We start from the raw sequence: 17,865 nt of genomic DNA on the forward strand, positions 1-17,865 counted from the left end.
GCTTTTACCAGAAATTATTATAACATTATCCTTATTTTAAGTTATACTGGTTACATAGAGCATAGGTTAAAAAGAGGATACATAAAAATGAAAAAAGAAATTATTGCTTTAACAATCGCAGGAAATGACAGCGATGGCAGTGCGGGGATGACTGCTGATTTACATTCATTTTATGCCCGTCAAGTATATGGTATGGGGCTTTTAACAGCTGCCGTTGCTGGTAATACAACTGGTATATATGCACAAGAAGTTATGCCTATTTCTTTTATTCAGGAACAATTTGACGTACTAAACGATGATTTTAAAATTGACGCACTTAAAACCGGTATGCTGGCTAACAAGGACGTAATTGCCTGTGTTGCTGCTAATTTGCACAAGTATGATATGGGTAAGATCGTACTCGATCCGGTTATTATGACTAAACACGGTGATACCTTGCTTGATGACGATGCCTACCAGGCTTTTCTTGAGCAGTTAATGCCACTGGCTGACATTATTACGCCTAACTTTTACGAGCAGAAAAAATTAACCGGTTTGAATTTAGCTAGCAAAGATGAAATTCATCAGGGAGCCAAAAAATTGCAGGATATGGGAGCCAAAAATGTTTTAATGAAAGGCCGTCATGATGATTCTGCGCAGTCGCAAGTAACAGATATTTTACTCACTGCAGACGGAAAATTTCACGAATTTACCAAGCCGTTTATTAATACAGACAGAATTAATGGCACCGGTGACACCTTATCTGCGGTAATTGCTGCTGAATTAGCCAAGGGACAATCAATTATTGCTAGTGTCCAGACTGCCAAAGATTTTACTTATGAAGCGATCGCCCACCCAATTGCAGTTGGTTCTAAATACGGTCCAATTAACCATTTTGCAGCGCAGCAAAATCTTAAATAACTATTCTTTGCCCACTTCTAACTATTAAGATATACTTTAAACAAGAAAATAGGGGTTGGTAAACAATGGCAAACAAAACAATCAAGATTGCATATTTATACGAAGACCTGATGAACACCTATGGTGATTCCGGAGATGTTAAAATCATAAGTTTTTTACTTAAAAAGCAAGGCTATACTACGCAAGTGGATAATATTTCTCTTGGTAGTGAGTTCAATGCTTTTGACTATGACTTTGTCTTTTTTGGTGGCGGACAAGATTTTGAGCAAACTGTTATTGCCAAAGATTTACCGCGTCATAAGGAAACTTTAACCAAATATATTAACGCAGGCAAACCTATGGTAGGGGTCTGCGGTGGCTACCAACTCGTTGGTACTTATTACAAAACTAATGCTGGTGTGACAATCAAAGGGTTAGATATTCTACCTTTCCATACCGTTTTTAAGGCAGATAAGCGGATGATTGGCGACACCCGCTACATGAGTGAATGGGGCGAAGTCAAGGCCTTTGAAAATCATTCCGGGCAAACTTATTTTGACGATCAGGATAAGTTGCATCCCCTAGGAGAAATGATTGAGGGTTATGGCAACAACCCGCAAGACCACGTTGAAGGCCTGCGTTATCGCAATTTCATTGGTACCTACTCTCACGGACCATTGTTTAAAAACTTGAATGTCGCCAACGCCATAGTGAAGATGATTCTTGAATGGCATGATGAGCGAATAGCAGCTAAAACAAATTAATTGCAAAAAAAGCTACTAGACGTAGTAAATGATATGACCCCTGAATTAAGACAATTTCGCAGGTCATATTTTTATGTCTAAATTGTCTAAGCAAGATAAAATTGAAATCTATTATCTTTGGCAGAACTATCAGGTTGGAGCAGTTCGCTTGTTACCATCGTAGAACATTTGCTAGCGCATATTGTGATACATCAGGGTCAGTGCCTTATCAGTGGCAATACGATCACTGACTAACAACTGCTTTAAGTATTACTGTTCCTGGCCCTCTTCAATCATAGGTGGTTCAAACTCGCCCCGGTAAGTTGCTACACCGCCTGAACCATTACGCAAATATCCTTGAAAGGCCGCCGTATCGCGGGCAACAATCGCATTAAGCCTCTTTTCCATGCTTAAGTCCAGGAGCATTTTTTCGTTGATAGCAAACTGCCAGCCTCGCTTCAATTGAACAATAATATTAATATCATCGATTGGAATGCCGTCAACACCCAGGCCTTCAATGATTGTCTAGGTTTGCGGCATGGTGGTAGTCAGGCCTTCAAAGCGTGAGTTAGTGAAGACTAATTTGGTTAGATTGGTTTTGGCAAAGCGTCTATTTTTTCAGGCGTTATCCTGAATTTGTCTTCATACTTCAATTGATTTATCCTGCTTTCTACTCTAATTCAAGGCCTTCATCTTGATCAAACTCCTGCTGCTCTTTGTTCTGTTGTTCAGCGTATTTTTGGGCAAGTTCAGCTTGGCTAAGTGTCTTTCCAGCACTTTGCTGCGAGGCTAGTACTTGGAACGCCCGATTGCGGCTGGGGGTGTTCTCAACTTTAATCAGTTTAGCAATTTTGTCAACGTTAGCTTCATTTTGCGCTTCAATCATCTCTTTGTTTCTTCGCGGATAGTCAATTACTTGGCCATGATTAGCCGCGTATGCAGAAAGAAAAACTTTGCAGCTACGGCCGTTGCCCTCTCTAAACGGGTGCATGAAATTAATTGCGTCTAGCAGCTCAGCATAGTCTTTGTTAGCCAAAGGCTTGCCCGCGGGGTGCTTGTGCAGCATGTTATTAATATCTTTTTCGGCAAAATCGAATCTGGTATGATCAAAAAACTCATACCCGTTTTTATTGAAATTGCCGGGGCGATATTTACCAGCCCAATCGTATAGTTCACCAAATAAGAATTGGTGTACCTTCTTAAGGTCTCCGATATCGTTTATTTGGGGCTTTTTTTGCAACAAGAACAAAGCATTCCGAGCGGATAGCTCATATTCCTTTTTCTCTAACTCCTTTGGGTCATGGATATGGAGCTTATTTTTTAGGACACCATTTGAATACAAGGTTTCACTAATCCAATCACTCATTATCCTTGCCCCAAATTTCTTCAAAGCGCTCAGCTACTACTGGATCAGGCTGGATAGCTTCATCAAGCAACTCCTGGATATCTGATTCTGTAGGATTCCACCCTTCCAGGTGGTTGACTTCCACGACAGTTCTAATTTGTTGGTAAATTTCTTTATTAGCAATGAAAACGCCTTGGATAGTCTGCGTTTCATCGTTTATATCTAAAATATATGGTTGTGTTTCTAGCATATTGAGTAAATCTCCTGGTTTCTCTTTAAGTGCGATTGCAAAGGCATTAAGGACCCTAATTGACCAGGTCTCAATTGGTTTAACAATTGAGTTTCTTAAAGTACTAAGTGGGACGTTGCTGGCCTCAGCGACTTTAGCGACGCTTATATTTTTGCTTTTGAGTAGTTTAACGATTGTTGCACTCATTTTAAAGCCTCCAATATCTTTACTTATATTATACCATATTTAATCACTTTTATAGTGATATATGGTAAAAAGCGATATTAGATTTTAAAGTAGTGCTATTCAAGTTCTATACCTGTGGATTGTATTACCTGCTTATTGGAAATCACAACACTATCTTTTTTGTCTTTATTTAATTGTATCTCCGCTTAGTAGAATTTTCTTGTTTTTTACTATTAACTAGCACATCGTTCCAATCTTTACCAATAGTTTTGGCAGGCTGTAAATTGCTGAATTGGGGTGTAGTGGTCAAAATTGCAATTTTCGAATTTGATTATTTACAAAAGGAATGATTTTTTTGTTGTAGGCTAATTCAGGAATATCTTTATTTTCCATATATTTTAATGAGAGTTACATCGTCACCTTTGACCTCAATAACCACTGTGTTGTCAATTGTTGCTATATTTTTTAATAATAGAAAAAGTATTAGAGTCTATATCAGATTTTTTATATATTGCAACAAGCTCAAAAGGCTCTGCCGATGTATTATTCATCTCAGGCATATTATCATTTGATGCAAAAACGGTATTAATTCTTAAAACCCCAAAAGTGATATAATTAAGGCTACTATTAATAAAGAAGACTGTTTATATTTTTTAAATTCTGTTTTCATAATTTTTTCTCTCTTCCTAACATATTAAAAATGAGCAAAAATGAAAAAATAACAAAAACTATAACTGTATTTATTTTAACATTTCTCTTTATAAGCATTGGAATAAGCTTTATACATTATTATAGAATTAATTCTTTAGAAAAAGCCGTTTATTTTAGTGCTGGCAAAAGAAAATATTCATATAACTTAGACACATATAAATGCTTACATAATAAAAAATTGCTTCTGTTAAAATAACTACTGATAATCAAGGATCTTATGATACGCTTTATTATGTCGGAAAAATTAATAATAGATATTATGGCTTTCTATTTAAAGATCGTGGCATATTAAGAAAAGCAAAATTAATTTATATTAAAAAAATTGATGAATAATAGCATATTAGCTTTTAATATAATGATTTTAACAATGCGAAATGACTGAACTAAAAAGGCAGCTTAAGCTATATGACCCCAAAATTTAGGACAAATTTGGGGTCATATCAGTTACTGCCTTTTTGATGAATTAATGAAATTAACCGTAATGTTGATCTTGGTCTAAAGCAGTTTCATCAAAATCAACTATCATAAATTCATAGTTTGAAAAACACTCCATCCAATGGTTATAATAGTCGTTCTCCTTTTTTAGCGCCTTGCTGCTTTCTTCTCCTTCTATTATAAAAGGCTTTGAACGTATATTAAAATTTGCATGTATTGCACCCAGCAAATTCAATAAACGCAAGAAATCTTTTGCTGAATCCACACTTACATGAAAAGATTTAAACGAATTATTATTTTCGCCAAGATAACTTTTTGCCCTATTATACTCATCAGCAGATTCTGCCTTATGATTTTCAACGCTATTTACATTCTCTTCAATAATAGCTGTCGGAGCTTGCTTTTTAAAAAAATCTAGTATCTTTCTTAATTTAAAAAATTGTTCATCATTCATTTTTATTATTCTCATTTAAAAGGCGGTGCTCGGAAACATTATATCTCCTATGAAGCCATCAATTTTGCCGCTTAAAGTGGCATAGCCATGTCATCTACGAATGCAAGAATAAGAATATTGCGACTAAGTTTGGCATCGGCCTATACCGCGAGCACTATAACTGACGGTTCTTGCTTTTTTGCTTCCACTAGCATAGTAGTGCATTGTTAGCTCTCTAGACCAATTATAGACTAGAAATACAGGTTTAAGATCAGTTGCTTTTAGTGCATAATATATGCTGCCACTAGTAACCCACATTTTAGAAATTCCTAAATCACCATTAACAGTACTAGGTAAATCTACATTATTTTCTCCAAGTTGCACACTTTCCTGGGACTTTGAACAATAATTACATTGTCCAATATCAAAATTTTATTATGAAATTGACTAAAGACAAGTAAGAATAAAATAAAAGCGGTTTTTACAGAAGTTACTTCCAATCTTGCTTTTCATAAGCCATCTGCCAAAACTGCAATTCATAATAGCTGCTGCGCACAAACGCAGTTTGCATTTGCTCAAGTTCTTCATTAGTCGCACTTTCAGCCAAAGAGTTGGTTAAATGCAGCATTTTGGCTACGTTGGCGCCATACCATTCGCCATCATAAGTATCAATCCATTCCTGATAATAAGAAACCGGTGAGCCCTTTTCTGCCATTTTTTCGCCAATTTCCTGATAGAGCCAGTAACATGGTAAAAGTGCTGCAACCGCTGGTTTAACACCAGATCGATTTAATGTCATATGCATATGGTTAACGTAGTTATAAGCTGTTGGCGCCACCGGAGTTTCAGCAATTTCAGACGCAGTTATGTTTAATTCTTCAAAAAAATGGCCTCGCACTGATATTTCGACATCTTTCAAGTCTTGTGCCCCTGCCAGTAAAAATTCCTTTACTTCCTGATTATCCGTTTTTGCCGCAATTAATTTATGCAACTTGCTGAATTCTCTTAAATAATAGCGATCCTGCAACAGATAAAATTTAAAAGTTGCAATTGGAAGTTCGCCACTTTGCAATTCCTTAATAAATGGATGCACCATACTTTTATGCCACAATGCCTTCCCCGCTTCGTGTAGTCGATCAGTGAAATTCATGATTATTCTCCTCCAAATTAAATAATTGTTAATTATTACTAACTACACTTTATTCAAAATTAACTATAATCACTATCCTTTTTTTGCTTTTTAGCACATTTTTAATAATAACTAAAATTCTAGTACTTATGACATAAACAAATATTATCTTTATTAACCTAGCATTGTCATAAGCAATAAAATACGCTATAATTGTAAGCGATAACACGAGGGGTGCCTTTTAGGCTGAGATGAAAATTTTTCAGACCCTTTGAACCTGTAAGTTAATACTTGCGTAGGAACGTGTCAAAACTGCTTTAGCTTTGGCATTTCCATATGCCAAAGTTTTTTTATTAGTCAAAAATTTTAAGGATATTAAATTAGGAGTAATAAAATGCAGTTAGAATTATTAGACAAATTGCGAGCAGAAAACCCGGTTATTTTCAACATTGCTAATTTTGTAACAGTTCAAGATGTGGCCAATGCCGTTAATGCTATTGGTGCTTCGCCAATTATGAGCAATGAGGTCGCTGAAGCCGAAGAAATAGTGCGAATGGCTTCCGCCATAGCAGTTAATATTGGCTGTTTAACCAAAGAGCAAATTAACCACATTAAAAAAGTGGAAGATTTGGCACGCCAATACAATAAACCCATAGTATTTGATCCTGTAGCCGTTGGTGCCGTAGAGTATCGTTATAAAATCACAGATAAACTTTTATGGGCTTTTCATACCAGTATTATTCGGGGCAATATTGGTGAAATAGCTGCCTTAGGTGGCTTTGATTGGAGTTCAAAGGGCATTGATGCAGGCTCCGGCTCTGGTGATATTGATGAAATTGCTATGAAAACTGCTCAGAAATATCATTGTACGGTCATTGCCAGCGGCTCCACAGATACAATTAGCGACGGTAAAAGAATAGCCCATGTTCATAATGGTTCACCCCTTTTTAAAACCCATGTGGGTTCTGGTGACATGTTAACCAGTATTGTGACAGCTTTTACAGCAGTCACTGATGATCCGTTTGAAGCAGCACAAATAGGTGCTTTAGTTTTCAGTTGCGCTGGTCAATTAGTAGTTAAAGATCATCCCAATGTCGGGCCCGCTACTTTTGGCATGTATCTCATGGATTATTTGTATAAAGTAACAGTCGCTGATATTAAGCAAATTGCTGATTTTGATTAAGGAACTTTATGATGACTGAAAAAATTAATTCTTTTCCCCAAGTTTTAACCATTGCCGGTACAGATTCTGGTGGTGGTGCCGGGATCATGGCTGACTTAAAAACTTTTCAAATGCAAAAGGTGTTTGGGACAGCAGTGGTCGTGGCAGTGACAGCACAAAACACTTTGGGCGTCCAAAAATCTTTTTTACTGCCCTTAGAAATGATCGATGCCCAATTTGCATCTCTAGCAGAAGATTTTCATATTCGTGCTTGTAAAACGGGAATGTTGGGCGATGCGGCTCACGTTCACCAAGTTGCACTCAATTTGCAAAAGTATGACTTTGGTCCTATTACGATAGATCCAGTGATGGTTGCTAAGGGTGGCGCACCATTATTAAGTCAAGATGCTGTCGCTACCGTTAAAAACGAATTGCTGCCTTTAGCCGATTTAATCACACCTAACTTGCCAGAAGCAGAAACTTTAACTGGCATTAAGGTACAAGATCAAAGCCAATATCCAAAATTAGCTCATAAATTACAAGACATAGGCGTTAAAAATGTGCTAATTAAAGGCGGCCACGCAAGTAGCGAGCAAGTAAAAGATTATGCTTTATTTGCTGATGGTTCCGATCTTTGGGTCAGCAGTTCCAGAATACATACCGAGCGCACTCACGGTACCGGTGATACCTTAGCCGCAGCAATTACAGCCCAGCTGGCTTTAGGTCAAAGTTTACCGTCAGCAATTAAAATTGCTAAAAAGTACGTTACCAAAACTATTAAGGAAACTATTCAAGTTGGTCATGGTCATGGCCCTTTAAATCATTGGGCTCAGTAATTTAGGAGAAATAATGAAAGACTTTAACACTGATTTTTTACATGCTTACTTTATTTGTGGCAGTCAAGACGTTCCAGAAGGTAAAACATTACCGGGCATTGTCGCAGAAGCACTTGCTGCAGGTATTACTGCTTTTCAATTTCGGGACAAGGGTTCTAATTCAACTTTAAGTGAAGCCGAGAGACTCCCCATGGCACAAAAGCTGCACCAATTGTGTCAAACGTATCACGTGCCTTTCTTCATTGACGATGATGTTCAGCTCGCACAACAAGTTCATGCCGAAGGTGTCCATGTTGGTCAAAGTGATGAAGAAATAAGACAGGTCATTAAAGAAGTTGGCAGTCAAATGATTATCGGCTATTCTTGCTCGAATTTAACTCAAGTTGAACAAGCCAATAAAATTAGTGGAATTGATTATTATGGCAGTGGACCCATTTATGCCACCCAATCTAAAAGTGACGCTGATCCCGAAATTGGTATTGTCGGCTTAAGCCAACTGGTTAAAAATACTGCTCGGCCAATTGTTGCTATTGGTGGGATTACTGCTAGCGACTTAGAAGCAATTGCTAAAACTAAAGCAGCTGGAGCTGCAGTAATTTCTTTGATTGCCCAAAGCAATGATATTAAGCAAACCGTTAGTCAAATGCTTACAGCACCATGGATGAAAAATGACTAGCATATTTTAAAGACACAAAAAATGATTCTGCACTGGACAGAACCATTTTTTTATTGATGATAAACAGTCTTTAATTGTAAAAATATGAGTTATATTGATAATTAACCTAACTGGGCAATCTTTTGCAGTGTTCTGATCATTTGGGCTACAAAACCGGACTCATTATCATACCATGCGTAACCTTTGACTAGCTGTACCCCATTATCTCCAGTTTCAACCTGGGTAAGAGTTGGATCAAAGACCGAACCAAATTCAGTGCCAATAATATCTGATGACACAATTTGGTCGTCATTATAGCCAAAAGAAGCATTGCCTTCAGTATGCTTTTTAATTCTAGCGTTAAATTCTTCAACCGTAACTTTTTCTCTTAAAATAGCAGCTAGTTCAGTAATAGAACCAGAAATAACAGGGACTCGTTGCGCAATACCCGTAAGTTTGCCATCCAGTTCAGGTATAACTAGTCCAATAGCTTTAGCTGCTCCAGTTGAATGCGGAATAACATTAGCGACAGCGGCACGAGCATTACGGACGTTGCCACCACGATCAGGGCCATCCTGCAACATTTGTGAAGCTGTGTAGGCATGCGTTGTAGACATAATTCCCACTTGAATGCCAAATTCATCGTTCATTGCCTGAGCTAATGGTGCTAAACAATTAGTGGTACATGAGCCTGCGGAAATAATTTGATCAGAGTCAGTTAGTTGATCATCATTTACGCTATAGACAATAGTTTTCATATTGCCTGCGGGAGCAGAAATTAATACTCTTTTAACACCGGCATCAAGATGAGCCTGTGATTTTGCGGTTGAGGTGTAAAATCCGGTACATTCAAGTACTATTTTAACTCCGTCGTTTTTAACCCACGGAATTTGGCTGGCATCTCTTTCCGCATAAACCGGAATATTTTTACCATCAATTACAATACTATTAGTTGTAGCAGTTACTTCATGGTTAAATTGACCATGCGCAGTATCATATTTTAATAAATGTGCTAACATAGCTGGTGAGGTTAAGTCGTTGATTGCGACAATTTCGATGTCGTCACTGGCCACTTCATAAATTCGCCGTAAAGCAAGCCGACCAATGCGACCAAAACCATTAATACCAATTTTTGTAGTCATAATAAGTTCCCCCTTTAGATTACAAAATTAGTATATTAAAACTAAATCACCTTGCATAATCCGAGATTGTAATAGGGTTATCACTTTTAATGATATGGAGTATTATGAATTTTAACGATTTATATATTTACCAAACAATTTATGAAACTAGATCACTGAATAAAGCGGCATTAAAACTGGGCTACACTCAATCCAATATTACGGCCAGGCTCAAAACAATGGAGCGAGAACTGAAAACGCCACTTTTTGTGCGTTCTAATTTAGGGGTCAGACCAACTAAAAATGGGCAAAAAATGTATCATTTTGCGACTAAGGCACTACAAAACTATCAGAATTTAAAAGACGATTTAACCAGTAACAAACCCAAAGTTTTAATCTCTGAGTTGCTTTTTGGCTATGTTATTACCCAAAAGAAACAGTTTGCACTTGATCAATATGAAGTCATTATTAAAAGTACTAATGAAATTCAAGAATTATTAACTAAGCATCCCTATGACATGGTCTGGGCCTTTACTCCGATCACTTTACCCCAATATTCGTTAATCAAGAAAAGTCATTTACAAGCCTGTTTTTTAAAAGGCAAAAAGCAGGAAAGTAAAAATGTACCGGTTGCCATAAACGCAGACATAAATTGTCCGTTTCGTAACTTGACTCTCAAATTAACGCAGAATAAAAACAGCGTCACTGAAATTGATTCGCTGGAAATGATTTTAGAGCTGGTCAAAAAAGGCCAGGCAACTGCATTATTGCCTAAATACTTAATGAATGATGATTTAGTTGCAGCTAATTCGCAAAGTTGGAATATCCCCTATTATTTTTACCGCTACCAATTATAGACAAGTAAAAAGACGCCATTAGTTGAATAACGGTGTCTTTTAAATTTCTAGTTCAGTTTCTTTAAATACGTTTCATAAATTGGGCACAGATTAAACGCATATTTGCTGTAAGTCCGCGTTGCTAATGGGTCTGTAGAATCAAATTCACCACTTAAAGTTTGATATTTTGCTTGTGCCCAATTTAGCAATTGCTGTTGCAACTGGTCTAATAAATTAGGCTTAACAGCACCCATCCATCCTAAAGTCAATTCTTGAGGGGTATCCTCAAAAGAAAAGCAATAAGCCTTAATTTGTCCAGCAGCAATTAGTGCTAAGGGGGCGTGTTCAAGTTGATCAGTGAAAATGGTTTTGCTCCACTCACTAAGAGGTATCTTTGCAACCGGATTTGCTAAATGATTTTTTTGATAATCGGAGAAACTCACTTGTGCCAGCTTATTCATCATTACAGAATCTTTTTTTATTTCGTGTAGAGTGATCAACTGTAAATCAGTATCTATCAGAATATTTTTCAGTACCCTTTTCAAGGGCATCTGGGGTTCTACAGTAGTTCTGATTAATTTAAAACCATTTTTTTGACCAATGGCATTAAAGAGTAATTGCGGTGCATAATCATAAGTAATTAATGCGTTTTGGTGATTCTTTTGGGCTTTTGCCTTTAAATCTGTCAATATTTGCTCATAAACCTGCATTTGTTCACCGCTGGTTAATTTAGGTGCAAGATAGCCCGCAAAATTTAAGGAATAAGGGTGAAAAGCATTTTGCCAACAGGTCATTAACCCGACTGGCTTATTTTCGAGATAATAGGCTTGTGTATGTTGAGGAAATTGTTCTACAGCTTCCTTAATTTTTCTATCTGGACTTACATTGGCTAATAATGAGCCATACATAATTAATAATCTCCTTTATGGACTATTTTTTCGCCCGTAAAATTTTGGCCTTGGCATCATTGTAGCCGTCAATGTAGCGTTCTATTTCAATTGCTTTATTCTGGGTAACACGATTAACTAAGTTAACACCTTTTTTAGGAAAATCCTTGAAAGAATGACTCTCTGCATAGTCCTTTTTGGCTTGTTCATAACCCATTTGATAATCACTGAGAGAACTCTTTTTCACAGTTGTTTTTGCTGCATTATAGGTATAATCATTGGTATCACGCCATTTTTTATACGCTTTTTCAGCTTCTTTATAGTTTCCGGCTTCATAATTTTCTTTGACATAATCATGTAATTGTTTTAAATTAACCATTTTATTTTCCCCAAGTTAAATATAATTAACTTCCACATCACCCATGCTGAAATGCCCAGTTAGCATTAATGTAGGACCGTCACCGGTAGATTCGTCATTAATATCTAATTCTCCCAGAGCTAGGTTTAAGTTATCACTGTTGACTTTCCATGAAGTTGGAACGTAAATTTCAATCTCACCCATAGTGCCATTAATGTCAACGGTCACTACATCGCCTGCAGCTTTAGCTTGATCAAGGTAGACTTCTACTTCACCCAAAGAAGAATTAATTGTTATACTGCGTAAATTTTGTGAATGAACGTAGCGCGAAACTGATGACAAGCGCTGATTGATTACTATATCTTCGCCATCAACTTTTCCAGTACCGCTACTGAATACGTTATTATCAATTCTTGAGCGATTATTGCTAAAGTTCTTCCATTTGCCGTCTTTTTTTTGGTTAAAATAGACTATCCTGGGAAACCAGCTTCTCTTAAAAATCAGCGTTAAGCCTAAATAAATTAATAACGCCGCCACTAAGACCGTCCACGGTACAATTTTGGTAATATGCAAGGGTTCAGCGTAAACAATTAATAAAAAGGCAATGGAAAAAGTTGTACCAAACAAACTTTTATTAGCCACGCTTTCGATCAGTGCTGCTCCGAATATTATCGTCCAAATAATCATGCTTACTTTTAAATGAAATGAAAGCAGATGCAGCTGATTAAGGACTAAGAATACGGCAGCTGCTACTAGAGCAATGCCCCAAAATACTTCTCTAAGTTTAAATTTTTTCATTATGATGACCTTCTCTCGTTTAACCTATCATTCAAATTGTGATAGTAGTGACGTGAAACATAGACAGTTTTATAAGAATCGCGAAAATTAATCTTACAGTTAGAAATCGAACGTGTTAACGCATAAATTTGATTTAAATTTAAAATTGTTGACTTAGATACCCGCATGAACTGATTATTTAACAAATTTTCTAGTTCATAGAGTTTGTAGTCTACGGTAAAGGCATCCTTGGCAGTATGTGCAATCACCTGTTTATCTTCTGTTTCAAAAAATAAAATCTCATTCATGCTCAAGTAATAGGACACATTATCTTTTTTGCCTTCTATCTGGTCAGGATGTTCACTGATACCTTGCAACTGTCGGTATATCTGTTCAACTTCTGACGTTACAGCTTTAGCATGAATTGTTACACTGGTATCGTCATCTTCCATATCCGGATTCAGTTCTATTTTTATTTTCACGCTTCTCACCTGCCCTTCATCACTTGATGATTTAATTAAACTCTTATTTTTATGTAAAATCTAGCACTTTTGACTAAGTGGTAATTATAAGAAACTAAGTGGCATATTTTTTTGATTCAGAAGAAGCAGAAAAATTCAAAGTTAGTTTTAATATAGTATTTTATTTAAGACAATTTTAGACTAAAACTTATCAAAAATACCTAAAATATGCTATTTTAGGTATTTTTATGATATTATTTATGTAATAAAATAATTTCGGGAGGCAAATTATGACAACTAAGATTGTTACTAAAAGATACTCTGTTAATATAGACAAACAAATAGCGGATACTGCAGAGCTAGTTATCAGAAAAATTGGTCTTAAACCTAATGATGTGATTTCAATGATGCTTACACAGATTGCTGACAAAGGTAAACTACCCGTAGCATTTTCAGTTGACGACTATGACCATCTAAAAGATGAAATTATTGCAGCTAGTCGTAAAATTCCTGCACAAAAGGTTGAAACCTCTAAAGAAATAGCTGACTTTTTCGCAGATTAAGGAGACCAGTTAATGAATTTGGGCGATATTTTTATAACATACCTTGAATATGAAGATGTACCAAACGGAAAAAGTCGGCCAGTTTTATACATTGAGCAGGATGCTGAATTTTATTATGTATTTAAAATTACCAGTAAATATCAAAATAAATCAAAACACATTCGCGCAAAGTATGCTAAAATTATCGATTGGCAAAAATCTGGCCTTAACAAGGAATCGTGGATAGACTGTAATAAACGTTATCAGCTAAGAATTGATAAAACAAGACTAAAAGGTATTGGTAACTTAACGGTAACTGATTTGAATAATCTTAAGAAATTTATGTGGTAGAGAACAACAAGGACAAGTATGAAAAAGGCACTGAGTTTTGATGTGAACCCCAAAATTAGGACACTTTATATTAGCTATTAACTGAGGACTAACTGACGATATTCAAGCGGAGTTAGTCCTTTTAGTTTGATTTTGATTCTTTTGCTTATCGGCTGTTACTCTGACAACTATTTTATCCCCCATTCCTTTAGTAGATTTGCCGATATATTGTTCAGACCCAGTTGGAAACTCTTCTTTCTTAATATCAGAAGCAAGTGGACGTGGCTTTAACGGCTTTTCATGCTTAGGAGAAGGTACATTAACTTCTGCGATATCGTCTTTAGGATGGGCTGCATTTTGACCGGCAATTTTACCGAAAATCAAACAGTCGCCCAAATCCGAACCACAAAAGCCATAATTCGTTTTAATACGAAATACGGCTAAAATACTATTTTTAAATGAATATTAAGCAAAATATTTAAGAAGTAAAAATTGTACCTAGTTAACCCAGCTTTTTAGCTTAGCAACTGTACCGTCATAATCAACTTTACTAAAATCAGAAACATTAAGAAAAATTGTTTTACCTAATTTAAAAGTTGAATATCCCCTTTTTTTATTGAAGCTTTCAAATTCCTGTTTTGTTTTTTGAATATCCATTTTTGTCCTGTCGGTCAAAGTATCACCTTTATGATAATGGTTCATTATGAATCCTAAAGGACGCTCAGGATCCAGATCACGTTTTCTTTGCCTTTCATATAAAATGTCTGAATCACAGGTCAGCGTAATTGTAATTACTTGAAAATGATACTTGTTAGCTAATTTTTCTAAGGTATCGTGCTGGCGATAGGAAAATGGGTAATCAGAAATAATTGATTGACCTTTTTGCATAAAGCTTGCGACATTTTGGTAAAACATATTATATGCTTGATTATCTAACTCTGTTTTTTCAGACGGATTATCAAAACCTTTACTTTCATAAAGCTGCTCTTTAAACAGATCTATAGAAACCTCATTAAAATAATCAGGAATGGCTTCGCATATCAGTTTTGCCAAGTAAGATTTGCCGGTGCCAGGACAGCCGGCTAAAAGCAACATCGTTTTTTTCAACGAGATCACCCTTTATTCATGAATAATTCAATTTTATGTTTAATAATGTTATGAACGCTTTCGTTACATGGAATAATGTTATTTCTCAGAGATTCATTAACTTCTGTTTTGCCAAACATCTCTTTTGCTTTCTTCGTCCATGAAACTAATAGTTCAGTACCGACATTAAACTTGCGAATACCATTTTCGGTCAGTCTATGGTAATCTTCCTCGTTAACTCCCGTTCCACCATGAATAACCATTGGCTTATCCAGTTTACTATGCAATTCTTCAATAAGTGGGAAGTTCAATTCGGTTTTAGATTGAAATTGCCCGTGATGTGTACCAACGCCGACAGCTAAGGCATCAACGTCACATTCTTGCAAGAATTTAATAGCATCTTCAGGACGAGTATAGTTTCCTTCTTTAACGGTAAAACCCTCTTCAGTTCCACCGATCGTTCCAATTTCACCCTCAACTGAGACACCGCGTTTATGGGCATATTCTACAACTCGCTTAGTTTTGGCAATGTTTTCCTTAAATGAAAGTAATGAACCGTCAAACATAACCGAACTGTATCCGGCTGCAATTGCCCTTTCAATGTCTTTAATATCACGGGCATGATCTAAGTGGAGCACAACATCTACTGCTTCGTGTTCTGCCATGCTTTTGCAAACAGCTACAAAGTTTCTCATTCCCTCCGTATCAGCCGTACCAACAGAAGTTTGAATAATAATAGGAGCACCTTCTTCGTGCGCAGCTTCAATCATAGCCGGAACCATTTCCAAGTTATGAGCATTAAAAGCACCAACTGTGAAATCCATTTCTTCTGCTTCTTTTAGTACTTCTTTTAACGTTTTATAAGCCATTTTTTCTCCTTTTAATTGATAATCTCAACTATATAATCCAGAAATTTATTTAGAACGCATTATTTTTTTAGATAATGCCGTCAATTCGTCACCCTTGTTGAGCCATTTTTGTATTTCATCATTATTTTTAGCATAAGCAGCTTTTTGCCGTTTACTATCATAAAGTTTAAGCAAACCATCAAAAGCAGGACCAAAATCCTCGTTGAGTTTCAAGCTTTTTTCATAAGCATCAATAGCATCATCAACATTACCCAACTTTTGATAGTTCTGCCCTAACTGGGTTAAAATAGTGGCCTTTTGTTTATTACTTGCTACTGACTCTGAGTCATTGTCATTAAGTTGTTCAGTTAAGTCTTTGATTTGACTCTTGATTTGTTGCTTTTCATCTTCTGTTAACTGGCTACTTGTTTCATTAGTTTCTTTATCTGCAGCCGAATTATTTTCCGTTGCATTAGATTTAAAAATTTTCGACCAAAACGACATTATTAAACACCTCCAAAGTAATTAACCAAAGGCATGAAAGGCCGGTGCAATAACCCACAGATATAATAGAGCAGCAGTGATGGTATCAACATCTGTAGCTGTAGCGTTAACAAAACCAACTGATGATAAAGCACCGACTAAAAGAGCCGGAAGCAAGGTAATAAACAAGCCGTGCGCAATACCACCAATGATGGCGCCACGTTTACCGCCAATTGCATTACCAAAGATTCCTGCAGTACCGCCCGCAAAGAAATTAGTAGTCATGCCTGGCAAGATTACTGCTAGTCCTACTAACGGGGATAAGAACATACCAATCACCGTCCCAATAGTTGTCGTTACGAAGCCAATAATGACTGCATTTGGTGAATATGGGAATAAAACTGGACAATCAAGGGCAGGTACTGAGTTAGGAACTACTTTCATAGCAATACCACGAAAGGCAGGAACAATTTCGCCTAACATCAAACGAACCCCTGAAAGCATTACATAAACACCTACTGTAAATTCAATAGCTTGTAAAAAAGCATAAATAATGTAGTTTACGCTTCCTGCAGCTCCTCCAGCAGCTTTAATAGACCAGTAAGGACCAGCAAAAGCAGCAGTAATAATGTATAAAGGAACCATTACTACCATAATAGAAAGAGAATTATCCTGTAAAAATGACATACTCTTAGGAAGCTTAACGTGTTCCCAAGAATCTTTTCTTTCCTTAATGTTAGTTACATGTTGATCAACTTTACGGTCTCTGACTAGCCAGGCTACGCCAGCTTCAACCAGATATCCAATTGTACAAAAGTGACCAAGGGCAATTGCATTGCTGCCAGTAATTTTACGAACAATCGGTTGCGCTAATGCCGGCATTGCAATGGCAAAAATACCACCAATAATACTGCCCATTAAGATTAACGGAAAACCTTTTAAACCGGCAAAGTGACCACCAATAACAGTCATAGTTGCCATCCATAATAAAGCTTGTCCGGTTAAAAAGACATACTTCCATTTAGTAAATCTTGCTATGATAATGTTCACAATGAAAATACCTAAAAGTGTTAAAGCAATACTATTACCTAAACCCAACTTGTTCATTGCCTGACCATTAATGGCTTCAATACTAGGTACAATACCTTTAGTGTGAAAACCATGCTGAAAAATTACTGCAAAATAAGCTAAACTTTGTTGAATAATTGTTGAACCAGCGGACAAAACTTCAAACCCAAGCAAAGTTTTAAGCGTACCACTGATGACTGCTCCTATTTTTTTACCCTGTAATATCAATCCCAACATCGCAATTAATGAAATTAAAATTGCTGCTTGAGTAAGGATATTGTTAATTATCCATTGAATAACGACCATTTCTCTCACTCCTTTTTAT

General features: G+C 36.4%; 24 protein-coding genes and 1 riboswitch. Of the genes, 8 read left to right on the forward strand and 16 right to left on the reverse strand.

Going from position 1 to position 17,865, the window contains the following annotated elements; all coding sequences use genetic code 11:
* Nucleotides 1-87 precede the first annotated feature (87 nt).
* Together thiD (JF75_RS09235) and JF75_RS09240 are read left to right on the forward strand one after the other, a co-directional pair.
* The gene (gene thiD / locus JF75_RS09235) at nt 88-900 is read left to right on the forward strand and encodes a bifunctional hydroxymethylpyrimidine kinase/phosphomethylpyrimidine kinase (RefSeq protein ID WP_046332760.1); all 813 of its coding nucleotides are present in this window, start codon (nt 88-90) and stop codon (nt 898-900) included.
* Nucleotides 901-965: 65 nt separating this feature from the next.
* Nucleotides 966-1,643, forward strand: a complete 678-nt coding sequence (locus JF75_RS09240) for a type 1 glutamine amidotransferase (protein WP_046332761.1) — start codon at nt 966-968, stop codon at nt 1,641-1,643.
* 249 nt (nt 1,644-1,892) lie between these two features.
* On the opposite strand, the gene JF75_RS10620 is transcribed toward JF75_RS09240, so the two are convergent.
* The 6 genes from JF75_RS10620 to tenA form a co-directional block, all read right to left on the reverse strand.
* Complete coding sequence (locus JF75_RS10620) at nt 1,893-2,030, reverse strand: hypothetical protein (protein WP_167334219.1); 138 nt, start codon at nt 2,028-2,030, stop codon at nt 1,893-1,895.
* Nucleotides 2,031-2,292: 262 nt separating this feature from the next.
* Entirely contained in the window at nt 2,293-2,988 is a 696-nt protein-coding gene (locus JF75_RS09250; protein WP_071196438.1) for a Fic/DOC family protein, read from the reverse strand.
* Entirely contained in the window at nt 2,981-3,403 is a 423-nt protein-coding gene (locus JF75_RS10450; protein WP_084600369.1) for a helix-turn-helix domain-containing protein, read from the reverse strand. Before JF75_RS10450 ends, JF75_RS09250 begins: the two co-directional genes overlap by 8 nt.
* A gap of 1,162 nt (nt 3,404-4,565) precedes the next feature.
* Nucleotides 4,566-4,982, reverse strand: coding sequence for a hypothetical protein (locus tag JF75_RS09260; protein ID WP_046332762.1), 417 nt, complete (start codon nt 4,980-4,982; stop codon nt 4,566-4,568).
* A 123-nt stretch (nt 4,983-5,105) separates the two neighbouring features.
* Nucleotides 5,106-5,345, reverse strand: coding sequence for a hypothetical protein (locus JF75_RS09265; protein WP_046332763.1), 240 nt, complete (start codon nt 5,343-5,345; stop codon nt 5,106-5,108).
* A 106-nt stretch (nt 5,346-5,451) separates the two neighbouring features.
* A complete protein-coding gene (gene tenA, locus JF75_RS09270; RefSeq protein ID WP_046332764.1) occupies nt 5,452-6,111 on the reverse strand; it encodes a thiaminase II in 660 nt (219 codons plus the stop codon).
* Between the two features lie 199 nt (nt 6,112-6,310).
* Nucleotides 6,311-6,409, forward strand: a riboswitch (TPP riboswitch).
* Between the two features lie 75 nt (nt 6,410-6,484).
* Between tenA and thiM the strand changes: the two genes are divergently transcribed.
* The 3 genes from thiM to thiE are packed head-to-tail and all read left to right on the forward strand — an operon-like array spanning nt 6,485 to nt 8,764.
* Complete coding sequence (gene thiM, locus JF75_RS09275) at nt 6,485-7,273, forward strand: hydroxyethylthiazole kinase (protein WP_046332765.1); 789 nt, start codon at nt 6,485-6,487, stop codon at nt 7,271-7,273.
* Between the two features lie 11 nt (nt 7,274-7,284).
* Nucleotides 7,285-8,088 (forward strand): bifunctional hydroxymethylpyrimidine kinase/phosphomethylpyrimidine kinase, encoded by an 804-nt coding sequence (gene thiD, locus JF75_RS09280; protein ID WP_046332766.1) that lies wholly within the window; start codon nt 7,285-7,287, stop codon nt 8,086-8,088.
* Between the two features lie 10 nt (nt 8,089-8,098).
* Nucleotides 8,099-8,764 (forward strand): thiamine phosphate synthase, encoded by a 666-nt coding sequence (thiE, locus tag JF75_RS09285; protein ID WP_379859268.1) that lies wholly within the window; start codon nt 8,099-8,101, stop codon nt 8,762-8,764.
* Nucleotides 8,765-8,865: 101 nt separating this feature from the next.
* Here thiE and gap read toward each other — a convergent pair whose 3' ends face one another.
* Complete coding sequence (gene gap, locus JF75_RS09290) at nt 8,866-9,885, reverse strand: type I glyceraldehyde-3-phosphate dehydrogenase (protein ID WP_046332768.1); 1,020 nt, start codon at nt 9,883-9,885, stop codon at nt 8,866-8,868.
* A 104-nt stretch (nt 9,886-9,989) separates the two neighbouring features.
* Between gap and JF75_RS09295 the strand changes: the two genes are divergently transcribed.
* On the forward strand, nt 9,990-10,721 hold the full coding sequence (locus JF75_RS09295) for a LysR family transcriptional regulator (protein WP_052726918.1): 732 nt from the start codon (nt 9,990-9,992) through the stop codon (nt 10,719-10,721).
* 47 nt (nt 10,722-10,768) lie between these two features.
* Here JF75_RS09295 and JF75_RS09300 read toward each other — a convergent pair whose 3' ends face one another.
* The 4 genes from JF75_RS09300 to JF75_RS09315 are packed head-to-tail and all read right to left on the reverse strand — an operon-like array spanning nt 10,769 to nt 13,204.
* Complete coding sequence (locus JF75_RS09300) at nt 10,769-11,608, reverse strand: hypothetical protein (protein ID WP_046332769.1); 840 nt, start codon at nt 11,606-11,608, stop codon at nt 10,769-10,771.
* A gap of 22 nt (nt 11,609-11,630) precedes the next feature.
* On the reverse strand, nt 11,631-11,966 hold the full coding sequence (locus JF75_RS09305) for a hypothetical protein (RefSeq protein ID WP_046332770.1): 336 nt from the start codon (nt 11,964-11,966) through the stop codon (nt 11,631-11,633).
* Nucleotides 11,967-11,981: 15 nt separating this feature from the next.
* Nucleotides 11,982-12,743 (reverse strand): LiaF transmembrane domain-containing protein, encoded by a 762-nt coding sequence (locus JF75_RS09310; RefSeq protein ID WP_046332771.1) that lies wholly within the window; start codon nt 12,741-12,743, stop codon nt 11,982-11,984.
* On the reverse strand, nt 12,743-13,204 hold the full coding sequence (locus JF75_RS09315) for a LytTR family DNA-binding domain-containing protein (protein WP_046332772.1): 462 nt from the start codon (nt 13,202-13,204) through the stop codon (nt 12,743-12,745). The genes JF75_RS09310 and JF75_RS09315 overlap by 1 nt, the downstream gene beginning before the upstream one ends.
* Before the next feature lie 269 nt (nt 13,205-13,473).
* Between JF75_RS09315 and JF75_RS09320 the strand changes: the two genes are divergently transcribed.
* Nucleotides 13,474-13,746 carry a type II toxin-antitoxin system RelB/DinJ family antitoxin gene (locus tag JF75_RS09320; protein ID WP_046332773.1) on the forward strand — a complete coding sequence of 91 codons (273 nt, stop codon included), beginning with the start codon at nt 13,474-13,476 and terminating at the stop codon, nt 13,744-13,746.
* Between the two features lie 12 nt (nt 13,747-13,758).
* Nucleotides 13,759-14,076, forward strand: a complete 318-nt coding sequence (locus JF75_RS09325; RefSeq protein WP_046332774.1) for a type II toxin-antitoxin system PemK/MazF family toxin — start codon at nt 13,759-13,761, stop codon at nt 14,074-14,076.
* Nucleotides 14,077-14,178: 102 nt separating this feature from the next.
* On the opposite strand, the gene JF75_RS10845 is transcribed toward JF75_RS09325, so the two are convergent.
* The 5 genes from JF75_RS10845 to JF75_RS09350 form a co-directional block, all read right to left on the reverse strand.
* A complete protein-coding gene (locus tag JF75_RS10845) occupies nt 14,179-14,439 on the reverse strand; it encodes a hypothetical protein (protein ID WP_141639334.1) in 261 nt (86 codons plus the stop codon).
* Nucleotides 14,440-14,553: 114 nt separating this feature from the next.
* Nucleotides 14,554-15,162: a P-loop nucleotide/nucleoside kinase family protein gene (locus JF75_RS09335; RefSeq protein WP_071196439.1), complete on the reverse strand. Its 609-nt coding sequence runs from the start codon at nt 15,160-15,162 to the stop codon at nt 14,554-14,556.
* Between the two features lie 5 nt (nt 15,163-15,167).
* Nucleotides 15,168-16,010: a class II fructose-bisphosphate aldolase gene (locus JF75_RS09340; protein ID WP_046332775.1), complete on the reverse strand. Its 843-nt coding sequence runs from the start codon at nt 16,008-16,010 to the stop codon at nt 15,168-15,170.
* A 45-nt stretch (nt 16,011-16,055) separates the two neighbouring features.
* Nucleotides 16,056-16,493, reverse strand: a complete 438-nt coding sequence (locus JF75_RS09345; protein WP_046332776.1) for a tetratricopeptide repeat protein — start codon at nt 16,491-16,493, stop codon at nt 16,056-16,058.
* A 21-nt stretch (nt 16,494-16,514) separates the two neighbouring features.
* Nucleotides 16,515-17,846, reverse strand: coding sequence for a PTS sugar transporter subunit IIC (locus tag JF75_RS09350; protein WP_046332777.1), 1,332 nt, complete (start codon nt 17,844-17,846; stop codon nt 16,515-16,517).
* Nucleotides 17,847-17,865 lie beyond the last annotated feature (19 nt).

Origin of the sequence: Lactobacillus kimbladii, from assembly GCF_000970755.1 — a bacterium.
GTDB classification, from domain to species: Bacteria; Bacillota; Bacilli; order Lactobacillales; family Lactobacillaceae; genus Lactobacillus; species Lactobacillus kimbladii.

Bases quoted from the DNA above. Each gene is read 5' to 3' on its own strand.
- thiD (WP_046332760.1), top strand. From the start codon at position 88: ATGAAAAAAGAAATTATTGCTTTAACAATCGCAGGAAATGACAGCGAT.
- JF75_RS09240 (WP_046332761.1), top strand. From the start codon at position 966: ATGGCAAACAAAACAATCAAGATTGCATATTTATACGAAGACCTGATG.
- JF75_RS10620 (WP_167334219.1), bottom strand. From the start codon at position 2,030: ATGGAAAAGAGGCTTAATGCGATTGTTGCCCGCGATACGGCGGCCTTT.
- JF75_RS09250 (WP_071196438.1), bottom strand. From the start codon at position 2,988: ATGAGTGATTGGATTAGTGAAACCTTGTATTCAAATGGTGTCCTAAAA.
- JF75_RS10450 (WP_084600369.1), bottom strand. From the start codon at position 3,403: ATGAGTGCAACAATCGTTAAACTACTCAAAAGCAAAAATATAAGCGTC.
- JF75_RS09260 (WP_046332762.1), bottom strand. From the start codon at position 4,982: ATGAATGATGAACAATTTTTTAAATTAAGAAAGATACTAGATTTTTTT.
- tenA (WP_046332764.1), bottom strand. From the start codon at position 6,111: ATGAATTTCACTGATCGACTACACGAAGCGGGGAAGGCATTGTGGCAT.
- thiM (WP_046332765.1), top strand. From the start codon at position 6,485: ATGCAGTTAGAATTATTAGACAAATTGCGAGCAGAAAACCCGGTTATT.
- thiD (WP_046332766.1), top strand. From the start codon at position 7,285: ATGACTGAAAAAATTAATTCTTTTCCCCAAGTTTTAACCATTGCCGGT.
- gap (WP_046332768.1), bottom strand. From the start codon at position 9,885: ATGACTACAAAAATTGGTATTAATGGTTTTGGTCGCATTGGTCGGCTT.
- JF75_RS09295 (WP_052726918.1), top strand. From the start codon at position 9,990: ATGAATTTTAACGATTTATATATTTACCAAACAATTTATGAAACTAGA.
- JF75_RS09300 (WP_046332769.1), bottom strand. From the start codon at position 11,608: ATGTATGGCTCATTATTAGCCAATGTAAGTCCAGATAGAAAAATTAAG.
- JF75_RS09305 (WP_046332770.1), bottom strand. From the start codon at position 11,966: ATGGTTAATTTAAAACAATTACATGATTATGTCAAAGAAAATTATGAA.
- JF75_RS09310 (WP_046332771.1), bottom strand. From the start codon at position 12,743: ATGAAAAAATTTAAACTTAGAGAAGTATTTTGGGGCATTGCTCTAGTA.
- JF75_RS09320 (WP_046332773.1), top strand. From the start codon at position 13,474: ATGACAACTAAGATTGTTACTAAAAGATACTCTGTTAATATAGACAAA.
- JF75_RS09325 (WP_046332774.1), top strand. From the start codon at position 13,759: ATGAATTTGGGCGATATTTTTATAACATACCTTGAATATGAAGATGTA.
- JF75_RS09340 (WP_046332775.1), bottom strand. From the start codon at position 16,010: ATGGCTTATAAAACGTTAAAAGAAGTACTAAAAGAAGCAGAAGAAATG.
- JF75_RS09345 (WP_046332776.1), bottom strand. From the start codon at position 16,493: ATGTCGTTTTGGTCGAAAATTTTTAAATCTAATGCAACGGAAAATAAT.
- JF75_RS09350 (WP_046332777.1), bottom strand. From the start codon at position 17,846: ATGGTCGTTATTCAATGGATAATTAACAATATCCTTACTCAAGCAGCA.